Source organism: Nonomuraea sp. B12E4 (genome assembly GCF_039871825.1).
Taxonomy (GTDB): domain Bacteria; phylum Actinomycetota; class Actinomycetes; order Streptosporangiales; family Streptosporangiaceae; genus Nonomuraea.
This window is the reverse complement of record NZ_JBDPME010000015.1, coordinates 179,674-197,133: the sequence shown is the minus strand read 5'-3', so window position 1 is coordinate 197,133 and position 17,460 is coordinate 179,674. Positions and strand designations below refer to the sequence as shown.

Annotated in this window: 13 protein-coding genes; 7 read left to right on the top strand and 6 right to left on the bottom strand. The window is 73.2% G+C overall.

Annotated features, from left to right (window positions below):
• Positions 1–17: 17 nt before the first annotated feature.
• Entirely contained in the window at positions 18–1,250 is a 1,233-nt protein-coding gene (locus ABGB18_RS30115; protein WP_347699000.1) for a beta-ketoacyl-[acyl-carrier-protein] synthase family protein, read from the top strand.
• Positions 1,251–2,675: a carboxyl transferase domain-containing protein gene (locus ABGB18_RS30110; RefSeq protein WP_347698999.1), complete on the top strand. Its 1,425-nt coding sequence runs from the start codon at positions 1,251–1,253 to the stop codon at positions 2,673–2,675.
• Between the two features lie 60 nt (positions 2,676–2,735).
• Here ABGB18_RS30110 and ABGB18_RS30105 read toward each other — a convergent pair whose 3' ends face one another.
• Positions 2,736–3,230, bottom strand: coding sequence for a DUF3145 domain-containing protein (locus ABGB18_RS30105; RefSeq protein ID WP_347698998.1), 495 nt, complete (start codon positions 3,228–3,230; stop codon positions 2,736–2,738).
• 176 nt (positions 3,231–3,406) lie between these two features.
• Here ABGB18_RS30105 and ABGB18_RS30100 point away from each other — a divergent pair, with 176 nt between their 5' ends.
• From ABGB18_RS30100 to ABGB18_RS30085, 4 genes are all read left to right on the top strand, one after another.
• Entirely contained in the window at positions 3,407–4,414 is a 1,008-nt protein-coding gene (locus ABGB18_RS30100; RefSeq protein WP_347698997.1) for a S8/S53 family peptidase, read from the top strand.
• A 71-nt stretch (positions 4,415–4,485) separates the two neighbouring features.
• On the top strand, positions 4,486–5,022 hold the full coding sequence (locus tag ABGB18_RS30095; protein WP_347698996.1) for a sigma-70 family RNA polymerase sigma factor: 537 nt from the start codon (positions 4,486–4,488) through the stop codon (positions 5,020–5,022).
• The gene (locus ABGB18_RS30090) at positions 5,019–5,465 is read left to right on the top strand and encodes a hypothetical protein (protein ID WP_347698995.1); all 447 of its coding nucleotides are present in this window, start codon (positions 5,019–5,021) and stop codon (positions 5,463–5,465) included. Before ABGB18_RS30095 ends, ABGB18_RS30090 begins: the two co-directional genes overlap by 4 nt.
• A 76-nt stretch (positions 5,466–5,541) precedes the next feature.
• A complete protein-coding gene (locus ABGB18_RS30085; protein WP_347698994.1) occupies positions 5,542–8,037 on the top strand; it encodes a CHAT domain-containing tetratricopeptide repeat protein in 2,496 nt (831 codons plus the stop codon).
• A 16-nt stretch (positions 8,038–8,053) separates the two neighbouring features.
• Here the strand turns inward: ABGB18_RS30085 and ABGB18_RS30080 are convergent, their stop codons facing one another.
• From ABGB18_RS30080 to ABGB18_RS30065, 4 genes are all read right to left on the bottom strand, one after another.
• Positions 8,054–8,869 carry a sulfurtransferase gene (locus tag ABGB18_RS30080; protein ID WP_347698993.1) on the bottom strand — a complete coding sequence of 272 codons (816 nt, stop codon included), beginning with the start codon at positions 8,867–8,869 and terminating at the stop codon, positions 8,054–8,056.
• Positions 8,866–9,975: a nucleotide pyrophosphatase/phosphodiesterase family protein gene (locus ABGB18_RS30075; RefSeq protein ID WP_347698992.1), complete on the bottom strand. Its 1,110-nt coding sequence runs from the start codon at positions 9,973–9,975 to the stop codon at positions 8,866–8,868. Before ABGB18_RS30075 ends, ABGB18_RS30080 begins: the two co-directional genes overlap by 4 nt.
• Before the next feature lie 79 nt (positions 9,976–10,054).
• Positions 10,055–10,645: a DUF5998 family protein gene (locus tag ABGB18_RS30070; RefSeq protein ID WP_347698991.1), complete on the bottom strand. Its 591-nt coding sequence runs from the start codon at positions 10,643–10,645 to the stop codon at positions 10,055–10,057.
• Positions 10,646–10,758: 113 nt separating this feature from the next.
• A complete protein-coding gene (locus tag ABGB18_RS30065) occupies positions 10,759–13,671 on the bottom strand; it encodes a GNAT family N-acetyltransferase (protein ID WP_347698990.1) in 2,913 nt (970 codons plus the stop codon).
• Between the two features lie 146 nt (positions 13,672–13,817).
• Between ABGB18_RS30065 and ABGB18_RS30060 the strand changes: the two genes are divergently transcribed.
• Positions 13,818–14,711: a sugar kinase gene (locus tag ABGB18_RS30060; protein ID WP_347698989.1), complete on the top strand. Its 894-nt coding sequence runs from the start codon at positions 13,818–13,820 to the stop codon at positions 14,709–14,711.
• Between the two features lie 149 nt (positions 14,712–14,860).
• On the opposite strand, the gene ABGB18_RS30055 is transcribed toward ABGB18_RS30060, so the two are convergent.
• Positions 14,861–16,975, bottom strand: coding sequence for a RecQ family ATP-dependent DNA helicase (locus ABGB18_RS30055; RefSeq protein ID WP_347698988.1), 2,115 nt, complete (start codon positions 16,973–16,975; stop codon positions 14,861–14,863).
• Positions 16,976–17,460 lie beyond the last annotated feature (485 nt).

The following is a 17,460-nucleotide window of genomic DNA, read 5'->3' as shown; positions in this document are numbered from 1 at the left end:
AGTAAGGAGCGCGAAACGTGAGTGCGAACCGGGTACGTGTCGTCGTCACCGGGCTTGGCGCGACGACGCCCGTCGGTGGAGACGTCACCTCGACCTGGACGGCGCTCCTCGCCGGTCAGTCGGGCGTCGAGACCCTGACGACGGACTGGATCGACACCGTCCCCGTGAAGTTCGCGGGGACGGCAGCGGTCGATCCGACCACGGTCCTGCCCGCGCCTGAGGCTCGCCGCCTCGACCGCAGCGAGCAGCTCGCGCTGGTCGCCGCCAGGGAGGCCTGGCAGGACGCGGGCGCCCCCGAGGTGGCGCCCGAGCGGCTCGGCGTGGTGGTCTCCAGCGGCATCGGCGGCATCTCGACCACACTGACCGCCTACGACACCTACCGGCAGCGCGGCTGGAACAGGCTGTCGCCGTTCACGGTGCCGATGCTCATGCCCAACGGCCCGGCCGCCTGGATCGGGATCGACCTGCGCGCCCAGGCCGGCGTGCACGCCACCGTGTCGGCCTGCGCCTCCGGGGCCGAGGCCATCGGCTACGCGATGGACATGATCAGGTCAGGCCGTGCCGACGTGGTGGTCGCCGGTGGCACCGAGGCCGCCATCCACGGCCTCAACATGGCCGCCTTCGCCGCCGCGCGGGCCATGTCCAAGCGCAACGACGACCCGGCGGGCGCCTCACGGCCCTGGGACCGCGGCCGTGACGGGTTCGTGCTCGGCGAGGGGGCGGGCATCATCGTCCTGGAGTCCGAGGAATACGCCAGGGCCCGCGGCGCGCGGATCTACGCCTACGCCGCCGGTGTCGGCTACTCCGCCGACGCCCACCACATCACCCAGCCCGAGCCCGAGGGCCGGGGCATCATCATGGCCATGACGCAGGCGCTCAACGACGCCGACGTCTCCGGCCTGGACGTCAAGCACCTCAACGCGCACGCGACCTCCACTCCCGCCGGCGACGTCGTCGAGGTGCAGGCGGTGGCCAAGGCCATCGGCACGCACCCGCTGGTCACCTCGACCAAGTCCATGACCGGCCATCTGCTGGGCGGCGCGGGCGGCATCGAGTCCGTCTTCACGATCAAGGCGCTGCAGGACCGGATCGTCCCCCGCACCATCAACATCGACGATCTCGACGACGGCATCGAGGTGGATCTCGTCTACGGCGAGAACCGTACGCTGCCGGAGGGTGACATCGCCGCGGTCAACAACTCGTTCGGATTCGGTGGACACAACGCGACCGTCGTGTTCAAGGGAGCCTGAATGACCGTGCTGGACAACCGGGTCGCCGCCGGCAGCTCCGAACAGGAGTCCGGCGATCCCCGTGATCCAGTCGTCCGGCTGACCGCGCTGCTCGACGAGGGCACGCCGCGGCTCATCACCTCCGTCGACAAGAGCGGCGTGCTGGCCGCCATGGGCCGCGTCGAGGGTGTCCCCGTCGTCGCCTTCTGCAGTGACGCCCGCTTCCAGGGCGGCGCGATGGGCAGCGAGGGCTGCGAGCACATCGTGCACGCCTACGACGTGGCCGTCCGTGAACGGGTGCCGGTCATCGGGATCTGGCATTCCGGCGGTGCGCGACTCGCCGAAGGCGTCGAGTCGCTGCACGCCGTCGGCCGGGTGTTCGCCGCCATGACCAAGGCCTCCGGCGTCGTGCCGCAGATCTCCGTGGTCGTCGGCCCCGCCGCCGGCGGCGCCGCGTACGGGCCGGCGCTCACCGACCTGGTCATCCTGGCCGACTCCGGCCGCATCTTCGTCACGGGCCCCGACGTGGTCCGCAGCGTCACCGGCGAGGACGTCGACAGCGCGTCGCTGGGCGGCCCCGAGCCGCACAGCAGGCGCAGCGGCGTCGCGCACGTCGTCACCGGGTCCGAGACCGAGGCGTTCGTCAAGGCGCGGCAGCTCGCCACGCTCCTCGGTCACCAGGGCCGGGTGCGCATGGGGGAGATCGGCGAGGTGGACTTCTCCTCGCTGCTGCCCGAGTCCCCGCGCCGCGCCTACGACGTCAAACCGCTGGTCAACGGCCTGCTCGACGAGCCCGGCATCGAGCTGCACCCCAAGTGGGCACCGAACATCGTCACCTCGCTGGGCCGCCTCGGCGGCCGGACGGTCGGGGTGGTCGCCAACAACCCGCTGCGGCTCGGCGGCTGCCTCGACGCCACGTCCGCCGAGAAGGCCGCCCGCTTCGTACGCATGTGTGACGCGTTCGGGGTGCCCCTGGTGGTCCTCGTGGACGTGCCCGGTTACCTGCCGGGTGTGGGACAGGAGCACGACGGAGTGGTGCGCCGGGGGGCCAAGCTGCTGCACGCCTTCGCCGAGGCCTCGGTGCCGCGGGTCACGCTGGTGACGAGGAAGGCGTACGGCGGGGCGTACGTCGCGATGAACTCCCGCGCCCTGGGCGCGACCAAGGTGTTCGCCTGGCCGACGACCGAGGTCGCGGTCATGGGGCCGGTGGCCGCCGTCCGCGTCCTCAAGCGGCGCGAGCTCGCCGCGACGCCCGAGGAGGAGCGCGCCGAGCTGGAGCAGCGGCTGGCGGCGGAGCACGAGAAGCTCGCCGGCGGCCTGGAGCGGGCGCAGGCCCTGGGGGTCATCGACGAGGTGATCATGCCTCGGGAGACCCGCGGCGCCATCGCCCGGCTGCTCGCCCAGGCCACCCCGGCCCGCGGCGCCCACGGCAACATCCCCCTCTGATCGACCGCGACAAGGCCCCACGCCGGCGACGGCGCGGGGCCTTTCGCATGTGCGCCCGCCTCAGACGGCGGCGTGCAGCCAGCGGACCGGGGCGCCGTCGCCCGCGTACCGGAACGGCTCCAGCTCCTCGTCCCACGGCCGGCCGAGCAGCTTGTCCAGCTCGTCCTCCAGCGCGCACCGCCCCTGGGCGGCCGCCAGCATCGCGGTGCGCAGCCGGTCCTCGGGGATCATGATGTCGCCGGCGGCGCCGATGACCGCCGTGAAGGCGCCCAGCGTCGGCGTGTAGGCGTGCCGGGAGCCGTCCACCCCCGGCGAGGCGTCCTCGGTGATCTCGAATCTCAGTCGTTGCCAGCCCATGAGCGAGGAGGCGATGGCCGCGGCGATGCCCGGGCGGCCCTCCCATTCCGCCTGCGCGCGCACGACGTTGGGCGCGGCGGGCTGCGGCGTCCATGTCAGGTCTACGGGCACGCCAAGGACACCCGCGACTGCCCATTCAATATGAGGGCACAGCGCGGGCTGAGCCGAGTGGACGTAAAGGACGCCACGAGCAGACACCGGACCTCCCGTTTCGGTACGAGGTGCGCCTTCCCCAACGGCCTCGTATCGGGATGATCACAAGTGACTAGGGAGAGACTACCGTCGGTCGCTATCCGGCACCAGAGGGGGGCCATACCAAGTTGGTGCGGGAGTGGCGTGTGAAAGCTTGCCGAGCAGGGGGAAACACCCCGCTCATGGAAATTCAATCTGTCGGCGAGTCGTTCATCCGGGCAGGTCAGGTGCTGACCGAGCGGGCCGCGATCCCCGCCGTGGCGCGCTGGACCCAGGCGGTGTCGGAGGCGGACGGCGTCTGCGTCATCCACCTGTCGGCCGGCGTCGATCCCTGCCAGGTGGTGGCCGACCTGCGGGAACAGGGTCTCAGGGCCTCCCCCAACCACGTGCTCCGCGGCCAGCCCCTGTGGTTCGGCGGTCCCGCGTCCCGGCCGTTCCCCGCGCCGCCCATCGCCCACAAGCCGCGCAAGGCACGTTCCAGCGTGGTCGTGGGCCTGCTCGACACCGGTGTCGCCAAGCACCCGTGGTGGTCGGGCGGCGACTGGTACGACGCCCTCGGCCCCGGCGAGGCCGACGCCACGGAGGGCTCGCAGGCGGGCCACGGCACGTTCATCGCGGGCCTGCTGGTGCGCCGGGCGCCCGGCGCGGCGCTGCGGGTCCACCGGGTGCTCGACGGCGACGGGATCGGCGACGAGGCCACCGTGGTGCGCGTCCTGCACCGCATGCGCGAGCGCCCCCCGCAGGTGCTCAACCTGTCCTTCGGCTGCCACTCATTCGACGACCGGCCACCGCTCCTGCTGGCCGACGCCCTCGGCGCGCTGCCCGACACGGTGGCGGTGGCCTGTGCCGGCAACGACGGCTCCGACCGGCCGTTCTGGCCCGCGGCGCTGCCCGGCGTGGTGGGCGTGGCGGCCCTGGACGCCGCCGAGGAGCGCCGGGCGCTGTATTCGAGCTACGGCGACTGGGTGGACGCCTGCGCCCGCGGCGACTGGCTGACCAGCAGCTATCTCACCGGCGGCGGGTTCGCGGGCTACGCGGCGTGGAGCGGCACGTCGTTCGCCACCGCCCTGGTGGCCGGGACCATCGCCGGGGCGGCCGCGGACGAGCCGGTGAAGGAGGCGGCCAGGCGGCTGCTCGACGCTCCCCGGCAAATTCGCGATCTGGGAGTTCTCTTCCCGGCGAGTCTGTAGAGTTTACGCTCAGTCCTCAGCTCATCACGAGGAGGCATGATCGCCCCTCATACCGGCCGAAGGGAGGCCGCGTGAGCGATCCCCGCGAGCCGGCGGAGCTGCTGCTGGCCGCCGGCGACGGCGACCGGTCGGCCTGGGACGCGCTCGAGTCCCGGTTCGGGCCGCGGATGTGGGCCGTCGCCCGCGCCTGCGGCCTGAGCCCGGCCGACGCCGCGGACGCGGTCCAGGGTTCCTGGCTGCGCCTGCTCCAGCAGCTCGAGAGCATCAGAGATCCGGCGAGAGTGGGCGCCTGGCTCATGACGACCGTGCGCCACGAGTCCCTGCTGTTGTTGCGGAAGGAACGCCCGGGGATCTCCTCCTTCGAGGTCGTCGACGACCCCGACCCGGCTTCCGCCGTATTGGAGGCCGACGGCCGGCGCCTGCTCTGGAAGACGGTCTCCACCCTGCAAGAGCCCTGCCGCACCCTGCTCCAACTGGTCGCGATCGATCTCGGGAGTCAGCAGATGGCCTCGCGGCTCGGCGTCCCCATCGGCAGCGTCGGCCCGACCCGGGCCCGCTGCCTGGAGAAACTGCGCACTCTGATCTCAACCCAGGAGATGGCGCAATGATCAACGACGAATACTTCCTGGCAGCCCTCCGGCTGGCCGCCGGGAACGACCCGATCCCCGGTCGCGTGTCCGCCGCCGCGCGTGACCTCTTCAGGTTCCGGGTCCCGCGAGCGGTGACCGCCGCCCTCAGCGAATGCGCCGCGATCCGCGGCACCCGCGACGACGACGGTTCCCATCTGGTGCGCTTCGTCGCCGCCGGCCTCACCTTCGACCTGGAGGTGACGGTGGGCGACGGGCTCATCGACGTCGCGGGACAGGTTTCCCCCTACCCAGGAGAGGGCGCTCTCGTCGATGTCAGGACCCCGCATCTCACGCTCACCGCGCGCATCGCGCACACCGGTCACTTCATCGCGACCGGCCTGCCTCCCGGCTGGTTCAGCGTGGTGTGTCACCGGCCGGGTCACGCACCCGTACAGACCAGGTGGGTGCGTATCCGCCCCTGACCCCCGCACCTGTTGACCAGCCGGTAGAGCCGCGCCCTCTCCCGGCTTTTTCGAGTAACTTCTCGAGCAAGGCTTCATGAGCGTGACATCGCACTCCCAGCGCGACCGGCTCATCAGGGCGGCCGAGGCCGCCCTGATGCGTTCCCTCGTCGATCCCCACCATGCTTTGCACGCGGGCGGTCTCGTGCTCGCGACGTCCCGCCGCATCGGCTTCCCCGAGGGGGAGGTCATGGCGCTCAGGGCGATGGCGCTGGCCGCCCGCGAGCTGGGCGACCTCCAGAGCGCCGAACAGCACCTCCGCGCCGCCGTCACCACCGAGGGCGCGCCGCCGGAGCGGGTGGCCCAGGCGCGGCTGTCCCTGGTCACCGTCCGCACCGAACGCGGCCACCCGCTGCAGGCCCTGCGGGTGGCCGCGCTGGCCTGGGCCTACCTGTCGCCGCTGGACCGCGCCAAGCTGGACACCCAGCGCGCGGTCGCCCTGGCCCACCTCGGCCGCCACCAGGAGGCCATCGCCTCCTGCGACCGGGCGCTGCGGGCCCTGGTGACGGCGCCGGGCACCATCGACGACCGCCGGTTCCTGGCGGGCGGCCTGCTCAACCGGGGGCTCATCCACTCCTATCGCGGTGACTGGGACGCCGCCATGCGCGACCTGAGCGCCTGCCTGGAGATCTCCCGCCGGTCCGGGCTGCGGCATCTGGCCCGCCTGTCCGCCGCCAACCTGCCCTTCCTCGCCGTACGCCGGGGCGACATCGCGGGGGCGTTCAAGCACTACCGGGAGGCCGAGGACACGCTGTTCGGCTTCCCCGAGCGGCTGGCCACGATGCGGGCCGACTTCGCCGGGGCCCTGCTGGCCGCACACCTGCCCGGGGAGGCCAGGGCCATGCTGAGCCTGGCCGTACCCGATCTGGAGGCGGCCGGCGCGCACGTGGCGCTGGCGGAGGCGCGGCTGAAGCTGGCGCAGGTGGAGCTGCTGACCGGCGATCCGCGCCGGGCCTGGGAGGTGGCCGAGCAGGCGACGGCCGAGCTGGCCGCGCAGGACCGTACGTCGTGGCTGCCGCTGGCCCGGGAGGTCGTCCTGCGCTCCCGCCTGGCGCTCGAACCGGTCTCGCCCGCGCTGCTCGCGGAGCTGGTCGAGTGCGCGGACGAGCTGGAGCGGGGGTTCGCCGACCGGGCGGGGGCCGCGGCGTTGCGGCTGGTCGCGGCCGAGGCGGCGCTGACCGTGGACGATCATCCGACGGCCTCGGCGCAGTTGGCCAGGCTCACCCGGCACGTCAACCGGAACGAGCGCTGGATGCCGGTCGGCACCCGGCTCACCTCGCTGGGGGCCGAGCCGCAGACGACCGGGATCCCGGTGCCGGTGCGGCAGCACGCGCTCGCCCTGGAGGCGTCACTGCGGGAGGACGTCACGGGGGCCTTCCGGGCGGTCCACGACGGGCTGGCGAAGGTGAGCGAGCAGGTGGAGACGTTCGACGACCCCTCGGTACGCGCGCACGCGGCCAGGGCCGGGGACCGGCTGGCGGCGTTCGGGCTGGGGCTGGCGATGCGGGACGGGTGCGCGGCTGAGGTGTTCGAGTGGGCCGAGCGGTGGCGGGCGGTCACCGCCCCCGCGCATGCCTGCCAGGCGGTGGACCCCGAGCGGGTGCGTGCCGAGCTGGCCGGGCGGGGGGCACTGGTGGAGTTCGTGGCCGAGGGCGAGGCGCTGCTGGGCGTGCTGATCAGCGACGAGCGGGTGCTGGTGCGGCGGGTCGGGGACGTGCGGGCGGTCAAGGAGGCCATCGTGCGGCTGCGCTACTCGCTGCGACGGCAGGAGGGTCCGGAGGACGTCGAGACCGCCGGGGCGGAGGTGGAGCGGCTGCTGCTGCGGCCGCTGCTGGCCGAGCTGGGTGACCGGGCGCTGGTGGCGGTGCCGGTGGGCGCGCTGCACACCCTGCCCTGGGGGGCGCTGCCGTGCCTGCGCGAACGCCCGGTGAGCGTGGCCGCCAGCGCCGCCGCCTGGGTCCGGGCCCGGGAGGTGGGCCGGGCGCGCGGTGGCGGCTCGCCGGTGGTGGTGGCCGCGGCCGGGCCCGCGCTCTCGTACGCGCGGGCGGAGGTCTCGCAGGTGCTGTCCTGCTATCGGGGCGGGCGGGAGGTCCCCGGCCGGACGGAGGCGGTGCTGTCGGCGCTGGAGATGGCCGACGTGCTGCACCTGGCGGCGCACGGGGTGTTCCACGCGCGCAGCCCGCTGGTGTCGGGGATCACGCTGGAGGATCGCTCGCTGATGGCCTACGACCTGCTGGACGTGTCGCGGTCGGCGGGGCTGGTGGTGCTGTCGGCCTGCAATTCCGGCATGTCCCGTACGCCGGTGGAGGGGGCGCCACTGGGGTTGCCGGGGACGTTCCTGGCGAAGGGGTCGGCCTGCGTGGTGGCGGGGATGGTGCCGGTCCGGGATGACCTGGCGCCGGTGCTGATGAGCACGTTCCACGAACTCGTGGCGGCGGGGCACCCGCCGGACGCGGCCCTGGCCTACGCCTCCGCCAAGAGCAGCGAGGTCGGCTTCGTCTGCTTCGGCGCCGGCGACCTCCCCCTCTGTTAGGAGGGCCGGTGTGCGGTCAGCCCGTGGCGATCGGGCGGGTGGGGTCGGTGATCCAGTCGGACCAGGAGCCCACGTAGAGGGCGGCGGGGAGGCCGGCCACCGCCAGGGCCAGCACCTCGTGGGCGGCGGTCACCCCGGAGCCGCAGTAGGCGCCCGCCTGGACGCCCTCGCCGAGGCCCAGCCCGGCGAAGCGGGCCCGCAGGGCGGCCGGGTCGAGGAACCTGCCGTCCGGGCCGACGTTGTCGGTCGTGGGCGCGCTGACGGCGCCCGGGATGTGCCCGGCCACCGGATCGACCGGCTCCACCTCGCCCCGGTAACGCTCTGCCGCTCTGGCGTCGAGCAGCACGCCCTCGGTGGCCAGCGCCGCCGCCTCGGCGGCCGTCAGCGCCGGCATCCCGCCCGGCCGGGCCGTGAAGTCCCCCGGCGCGACGTCCGGGGCCTCCTTCGTGATCGGCAGCCCCGCCTCGGTCCAGGCCCGCAGGCCGCCGTCGAGCGCGCGTACGTCGTCGTGGCCGAAGTAGCGCAGCACCCACCAGGCCCGGGCGGCGGCCATCGAGGCGGTGTCGTCGTAGACCACCACCGGCCGCGCGCCCGACACCCCCAGACGGCGCATCGCGTCCTGGAACGGGTCCGCCGCCGGCAGCGGATGCCGCCCGCCCGCGCCGGGAGGGGCCGCGAGATCGGCGTTGAGGTCGCAGAAGACGGCACCCGGGAGGTGGCCCTCGCGGTAGAGCTCCACCCCGGGCGGGCCGCCGAGCCGCCAGCGGACGTCGAGCACCGTCACGCCGCCGAGCGCGGCGAGATCGGCGGGAGAGATCAACGGGCTCGTCACGTTCGTACCTCCATAAGCGGGACGTGCTGCTCGGCCCGCGTCAGCGAGCCGTGGTATCCGGTGAACAGGGCCTCGATCGGATGGTTGCCGGGGGCGGTGATGGCCAGGTCGGCGTGCGGCACGGCGATGACGTCGCCGATGCGCCCCAGCCACGCGTCACGCACGCGGGGCCCGAACCAGCCGGAGTCGACCGCCTCCTGCCTGGACACTACCCAGGCTTTCCCGTCGAGCCGCTCCCGCCACGCCTCCAGCACCTGTGTCGCCGCGCCGGGGCGGGCGTAGACGTGCCTGGCCCTGGCCTCGCCGCCGAGCATCGCCACCCCCTCGACCAGCTCGGGAACGCTCTCCGCGTCGAGCTTCTCGGTGGCGTTGACCATGCCGTGGTCGGCGGTGACGTAGAGGGCGGAGCCGGGCGGCAGGCCCTCGGCGAGCCGCCGCGCCATGTCATCGACGATGCCGAGTTGGCGCAGCCACTCCTCGCTCCCCCAGCCCGTCTTGTGCCCGGCGGCGTCGAGGTCGCCGTAGTAGACCGTGACGTGCGCGGATCGCTCGCGCATCGCCTCGTGGGCACGGGCGACGCGGTCGGCCACGGCCTCGGCCGCGACGTGGCGGACCCCGCGGTAGACGGCCCTGGTCAGCCCGGTGCCCTCGAACTCGGCGGGGGCCACGTAGGCGCAGTCGATCCCGGCCTCGGCGGCGCGCTGGTAGACCGTCGGGGCGGGCTGCCACACCTCCGGATCCATGGACAGGCCGTCGGGCATCGTCCAGCGCAGGCAGTTGAGCAGGTGGCCGGTGCCCGGGACGGCCAGCATCAGGCCGAGCATGCCGTGCTCGCCCGGGGTCAGGCCGGTGCCGAGGGAACACAGGCTGGTGACGGTGGTGGCGGGGAAGCCGGCGGTGAGGGTGCGGCTGGCCAGCCCGGACAGGAACGGGGCGGTCTCGGGGTGGGCGCGGAGCAACTCGGCTCCCAGGCCGTCCACCAGGAACAGGCAGATGCGGTCGGCGGGCTCGATGGCGAGCGTGTTGGGCTCGCGCAGGCCCAGCGCGGCCAGCAGCGAACCAGGCAGATCGGTCAGAGACCCCGCGCCGTAACTCGGCACCAGCATGTCCCTCATCGTAGCCCTCGCCCTGTCACTCCCTGTTCGTCCGCGTTGCTGGTCGGCAGGCGCCGGCGCGGCCCGGGGGTCAGGAGGCGGCGCGGGCGGTGGCCTCGGAGAGGGCCTTGGCGAAGGCGAGAACGTGGGTGACCTTCTCCGGGCCGTCGGCCGCCTCGCTGACCCTGAGCGAGAGGTCGTCGGCCGTGATCGCGCCCGTGTAGCCGTGGTCGGCCTCGCAGTTTTCGTCGCCGCACGTGGCCGGCTCCAGGTCCACGTGGGAGATGGCACCCCAGCCGATCGTGAGCGTCACCTCCGTGGGCGGCACCCCGGGCACGTAGGAGGCGGGGTCGGGCACGACGCGGGTGACGGCGACCGACTGGACCCGGCTGAGGCGCACGGCCTCCGTGGTGGTGGAGGCGTGGGAGGTCGAGACACCCTCCACCGCGGGGTGCTCATCGGTGTGACAGACCAGCAGCCGCGTCGCCGACAGCACCAGGACGGTGACGTGTCTGCGCACCTCCATCGCGGGATCGAATGTGGCCTCGTGGTGGACCACGAACGCGGTCACGGCCTCCTTGCCCAGCGCGGATTCGACCGCATCGGTGACGAGGTCGGGGTAGTAGCCGCTGCGCTCGATCGCTTCACGCAGGCCCGCGGCTGAGACTCGGGTTTCCCTCATGGCTCCATCCTGCCAGGGACCGGCTGTGCACTCACCCGCCGCACATAACGCTCTATAACGTCTTTATCCAGGCATCATTGCGCGCTCTGGTCACTTCTTTCGCTCAGGGCGCATCAGGAGAGGCGGTGCGGGCCGCCGTCCAGCCGGGGGCCCGCCGGGGTGCGCAGGGTGGCCCTGGCACCGAGCACCATGGCGTCCGACTCGCCCACGAACACGGGGTCCAGGTCCAGCCGGGCCAGCTCCGGCAGGTCGCCGGCCAGGCGGCCGACGCGTACGAGGAGGTCCTCCAGGGCGTCGACCGCCACGGGCGGGTAGCCGTACTGGCCGAAGAGCAGGGGCGCCGCGCGTACGGACCTGACCAGGGCGGAGGCGTCCGCGCCGGTCAGCGGGGCCAGGCGGAAGCCCTGGTCGAGCAGGAGGCGGGCGGCCACCTCGCCCAGCCCGAACGACACCACCGGCCCGAACGCCGGGTCCTCGATCACGCTCACCACGGTCGGCACGGCCGGCTGCGGCGCCATGCGCTGCACCGCCAGCTCCACCTCCGTGCCGAGCTGGTCGGTGAACTCGGCGTAGGCGTGCCGCACCATCTCCTGGCCGGTCAGCCCCAGGCGCACGGTGCCCGCACGGCGCGAGGCGCCCGGGTCGGCCACCTTGAGCACCACGGGCCCGCCGAGCCGCTCGGCGGCGGCGACGGCCTCGTCGGGCGAGCTCACCACCACGGCGGGCCAGACGGTCAGGCCGTAGCAGGAGAGCAGCTCGGTGGCGTCGATCTCGACGGGCGGTCCGGGCTCGGCGAACACGGGCGGCAACACGGACCCACCACCCGCCACCCCTGAGACCTTTGTCGGTGCCTCGGCCGGGGGCTCCTTCTCCGGGGCCTCCCTCGGTGCCTCGCTTGCGGCCTCCGCCAGCGCCTTCCCCGGGGCATCCCCCTGTGCCCCCTTTGAGGGCTCTCCCTGGGCCTGCGCGGCCGCGGCGGGCCGCGGTGTGGTGGCCGAGGGTGCCGCGTCGCCGGTCGCATCCGCCGCAGCCGGGGTCATCGCTTCGGGACCGGGCGACAGGGCGGTGTGGACGAGGGTTCTGGCACGGGCGGTGTCGATGTCGTCGAGCTCCGAGGGCGGCCTCACCGGCTGGGCGCGCCACTTCGCGTAGCGGACCGCGTGGGCCAGCGCCCTGACCGCCTCCTCCGGCGCCGCGTACGACGGGATGGAGCCGCGCGCGGGCGTCCCCGAGCCGGGCGTCTCCACGCGCAGCACCGGATCCATGCCCAGATGGCCGCGGAACGTCGTGAGCACCGGCTTGCCGGTGTCCTTCGCGGCCCGGAGCAGCTCGGCCGCCACCTCGGCCGTCTCGCCGGGAATGGGCGGCATGTAGATCACGACCGCGGCGTCCACGTCGGGGGAGGACAGTTCGCCGGCGAGCGACGTACCGAACTCCGCGGGGCCCGCGGCCGCACCCAGGTTGACCGGCGCGCGGGGCTCCAGCCCGGCGGCGAGGCAGGCGTCGGCGGCGAGCAGGCCGAGCGCGTCGGAGTTGGTCACGAGCGCGACCCGGGGACCGGCGGGCAGCGGCTGGTAGGCCAGCAACTGGCCCACGTCGAAGAGCTGGAAGAGGTCGTCGACCCTGATCAGGCCCGCCTGCTCGAACAGCGGGCCGATCGCCCAGTCCGGCAGCCCCGGCTCCGCCGCCGAGGCCCCGGCGCGGGTGCCGCCGCTCTTGACCACCACGATGGGCTTCCTGCGGGAGATGCGCCTGGCCAGCCGGGTGAACTTGCGCGGATTGCCCAGCGTCTCCAGGTAGAGCAGGATCACCTCGGTGGAATCGTCCTCCTCCCAATATTGCAGCAGGTCGTTGCCCGAGACGTCGGCCCTGTTGCCCGCGGAGACGAACGACGAGATGCCCATGCCGCGCTGGGCCACCCGCTGGAGCAGCGCGGTGCCGAGCGCGCCGGACTGGCTGAAGAAGCCCACCTCGCCCCGGCCGGGCACGGTGGCGGCGAGGGTGGCGTTGAGCCTGACGGCGGGGTCGGTGTTGGCGATGCCGAGGCAGTTGGGGCCCACGACGCGCAGGCCGTAGGAGCGGGCGATGCGCGCCAGCTCATCCTGCCTGGCCCTGCCCTCCGCGCCCGTCTCGCCGAACCCCGACGAGACCACGACCAGCCCGTGCACGCCCTTCTCCGCGCATTCCTTGACCACGTCGATGACGCTCTCGGCCGGCACGGCCACCACCGCCAGGTCCACGTCGTCGTCGATCGCGCTCACGCTCGGGTAGGCCCGCACGCCCGCGACCGCCCGCACCTCGCGGTGCACCGGATAGACGGGGCCGGTGAAGTCGGCGGCCAGCAGGTGGCGCAGGACCGTCTGGCCCACCCCGCCCGGCTCGCGCGAGGCGCCGATGACCGCGACCGAGCCCGGGGCGAGCAGCCGGGCGATCGACCTGGCCTCCGCCCGGTGCTCGCGCGCCGCCGTGACCTCGGTGGAGGTTTCGGTGGGGGTGAGGTCGAGCGTCATGCGTACGACGCCGTCGGCGAACTGGGTCTGCGCCGTGTAGCCCGCCTGGCGCAGCAGGCCCGTCATGCGCTTGTTGGCGGGCAGGACGTCGGCGACGAAGTGTTCGATGCCGCGCTCGCGGGCCGTGGCCGCCAGGTGCTCCAGCAGCACGGAGGCCACGCCCCTGCCCTGGTGGGCGTCCTCGACGAGGAAGGCCACCTCGGCCTCGCCGGGGCCCGTGCGGTCGTAGCGGATCACGGCCACCATCTCGTCGCCGATGGTGGCGATCAGGGCGACCCTGTTGACGTAGTCGACGTTGGTGAAGCGCTCGACCTCCCGGTCCGACAGCCGGGGGCGCGGGCCGAAGAACCGGAAATAGATCGACTCGTCCGACAGGCGGGAGTAGAAGGAACGGAGGCGGTCCGCGTCGGCGGGCCTGATGGGACGTACGTGTGCGGTGCCACCGTCCGTCAGGACGACGTCGGCCTCCCAGTGAGCCGGGTACTGTGCCTCCACAGTCTCGAGGGTAACCCTCATCCCACATGGCAAGACCAGTAGGCTTTTTGGGCAACGCTTGTGCATCGACTGCGGCCGGGTGTCGGGGGTCCGCCCCACGGGCAGCCCGGAAGCTGTTAGTTTTGCCGTGGCCAGGCTCGTTCTGAAGGATGCAAGGTGGTGGCATCATGACGCGGGTCGTCGTGGTGGGCGATCTCATGACCGACGCCGTCGCGCGCGCCCGCTATGCGCTCGCCAGGGCGAGCGATACTCCGGCGATCGTGACCATGCATGGTGGCGGCTCCGGGGCGAATGTCGCCTCGTGGCTCGCCGTCGAGGGTGCCGAGGTGGCGTTCATCGGCCGCAGGGGCGCTGACATCACGGGGCGCAACCGCGACATGGAGCTGATGGGCTACGGCGTGGACGCCCGGCTCGTCATGGACCCGGAGCGCCCGACCGGCACCTGCGTGGTGCTCGTGACGCACAAGGGCGAGCGCACCATGCTGTCCGACCCGGGTGCCAACGCGGCGCTGTCGCCGGAGGACCTGCCGCGCGACCTGTTCGCGCCGGGCACGCACCTGCACCTGTCGGGCTACACGTTGATCAACGAGGGCTCGCGGGACGCCGGGCTCGCCGCGCTCGACATGGCCCACCGCACCAACATGTCGATCTCGATCGACTGCGCCTCGTCGGCGCCGCTGGACCGCACGGGGGCCGAGCCGTTCCTGGAGTGGACCAGCGGGGCCAAGCTGCTGTTCGCCAACACCGACCAGGCCAAGGTGCTGACCGGCCGCGACGACCCCGAGGCCGCCGCCAAGGTGCTGACGGCGTGGTTCCCGCAGGTCGTGATCAAGATGGCCGCCGAAGGCGCGTTGTGGTACTCCAACGGCCGCCCGGATCCGGTGCGCGTGCCCGCCGAGCCGGTCGACAAGATCGTGGACGGCACGGGGGCCGGTGACGCGTTCTCGGCCGGGTTCCTGCCGGCCTGGCTGGCGAGCAAGCCGCCGGCGGAGGCACTGACCGCCGGGTGCCGGCTGGCGGCGAAGGCGATCATGCACCTGGGCGCGCGCCCGCCGTTCTAGGCACGCGGGCGTTCGCGGTTCGCGGCATGCGGGCGTTACGGCCAGGTGACCCTCCGTCGGTTGGCTCCTACGAGGTCGAATACGGTCTCGCCGGCGCCGAGCGCGCCGGCTACGACCTGCTCTCGATGGGCGTCGGCTGACCCCGGCGGTCAGGACGTGGTCGCCAGGGCCAGGGGCAGGACGGCGGGGGCGCCCGCGTGGCGGACGAGGGCCGCCGCCAGCGTCATCGTCCACCCCGTGTCCACCCGGTCGTCCACGAGCAGCACCGGGCCGCCGCAGCTCGCGATCGAGGCGGCCAGCTCCTTGGGCATGGCCAGGGTGCCCCTGATCGCCTGGACCCGCTTGGCGCTGTTGAACTGCTGCCCCGGCGAGCCCGCCCGATAGCCCAGCTCCCCCAGGTAGGACAGCCGCCCGATCTGCGCCAGCCGCTCGGCGAAGCCGCGCACCAGCGTGGGCCGTGCCGCCGACGGCACGTTGACCACGGCGACCGGGCGGGCGCTCCACTCCCAGGCCGCCAGCACCTGCACCACGGCCTTGAACAGGTCGTCGGGGAGCGGCCCGTCGTCCCCGTTGAACAGCTCCCGCAGCCGGTTGCCCCACCCGATGTCGGTCAGCCGCCCGAGCGCCCTGCCGGGATCCGCGCCGAGCTCGGCCTTGATCCGCCCGGACAGGTCGGCCAGGCCGGTCGGCCACTGCTTGCGGGCCTCGATCTCGACGCCGGGGCGGCTCAGGCGGTCGCGGGCGGTCGCGACGGCCTGCTCGCCGATCTCCGGGGAGCGGTGGTTGCCGGTGCAGTTGTCGCAGCGGCCGCACGGGGCGGCGGACTCGTCGTCGAGGTGCCTGCGCAGGTACTGCTCGCGGCACTCGGACGTCGTCAGGTAGCCGAGCATGGCCTGCTGCTCGGCCTTGCGTTCGGCGGCGATGCGGGCGTAGCGGTCGGCGTCGTAGGACCACGGCTCCCCGGTGGCCTCCCAGCCGCCCTTGACCCGCCTGACCGCGCCGTCCACGTCGAGGACCTTGAGCATCATCTCCAGGCGGCCGCGGCTGAGGTCGACGGCGGCCTCCAGGGCGGGGGTGGACATGAGGCCGCCCGCTTCGAGGGTCTGGAGCGTGGCGCGTACGACGGGCTCGGGCGGGAACGCCAGCGAGGTGAAATATGCCCAGATGTCGCGATCCTCGACGCCGGGCAGCAGGATCACCTCGGCCCGCTCGACCCCGCGCCCGGCCCTGCCGACCTGCTGGTAGTAGGCGACCGGCGACTGCGGCGCGCCCACGTGCACCACGAACCCCAGATCCGGCTTGTCGAACCCCATCCCGAGCGCGCTCGTCGCCACCAGCGCCTTGATCTTGTTGTTGAGCAGCGCCTCCTCGGCCGCCAGCCGCTCGGCCGGCTCCGTCTGACCGGAGTAGGCGGCCACCTCCAGGCCCTGCTCGCGCAGGTAGCCGGCGATCTCGTGGGCAGCGGCCACGGTGAGGGTGTAGACGATGCCGGAACCGGGCAGCTCGCGCAGCGTCCGGCCCAGCCAGGCCAGCCGCTGCTCGGCCGTCTGAAGGCGGACGACGCCGAGGTGCAGGCTGTCGCGCTCCAGCGGGCCGCGCAGCACGAGCGTGTCGTCGCCGTCGGACCTCAGCTCCCCGGGCAGGCGCATCTGCTCGGCCACGTCACGGGTGACCCGCGCGTTGGCGGTCGCGGTGGTGGACAGCACGGGGATGCCCGGCGGCAGCTCCGCGAACAACGTGGCCAGCCTGCGGTAGTCGGGCCTGAAGTCATGTCCCCAGTCGGAGATGCAGTGCGCCTCGTCGACCACCACCAGCCCGGCGCTCTCGGCCAGCTCGGGCAGGACGTTGTCGCGGAAGTCGGGGTTGTTGAGCCGCTCGGGGCTGACCAGCAGCACGTCGACCTGCCCGTCTGCGACCTGGCCGTAGATCTCCTCCCACGCCTCTGGGTTGGCGGAGTTGATCGTCACGGCGTTGATGCCGGCGCGCTCGGCGGCGGCGATCTGGTTGCGCATGAGCGCCAGCAGGGGCGACACGATGACGGTGGGGCCCTCGCCCAGCTCGCGCAGGAGGGCGGTGGCCACGAAGTAGACGGCCGACTTGCCCCATCCGGTGCGCTGCACGACGAGCACCCTGCGCCGGTCCACGACGAGCGCCTCTATCGCGGCCCACTGGTCATCACGGAGCCGTGCGTGATCGCCTGCCAGCGCCCGCAGCTTCTCCTCGGCCTCTTCCCGCAGCATCGCCGCATCCGGGGCATCAATCATGCCCTCCTTGTTACCAGCTTCTCCTACCCGGTGCATTTTCATCTTGAACGGCATTTCCAGCTCGTACGGCAGAGCCAAGCCGGCCACCACCCGCATTTTCATCCTGTACGGCGAAGCCAAGCCGGCCGCCACCCGCCGCCCATGACTGAGGGCCTCCAGGAGAACGCTCGCTGACCCGCATCGGGCAGGGCGCCGTGACGTGCGCGTTCTGGGCCCCCTGGGTGGTGATCCCGTGCCCGCCTGGAGGAGGTGGTGGCGATCGCGCGGCCGCCACCGCAGCCTCGGCTGGAATTCCGGCGACCTGATGGGGCCCATGGGGAACGGCAGCGGCGCCTCGTTCTCCCGATCGGTGAGCCCGACGGCGAACTGCAGGTGCTGCTCGTCGTCGATCCCCGTCTCGCGGAAGGGCGTTTGAGCCGGCGGGGTCTCGGCCTCCAGCGGCCTGCGCGGATCGACCCCGGCGGCCTCGGCGCCGATGTGCTCGG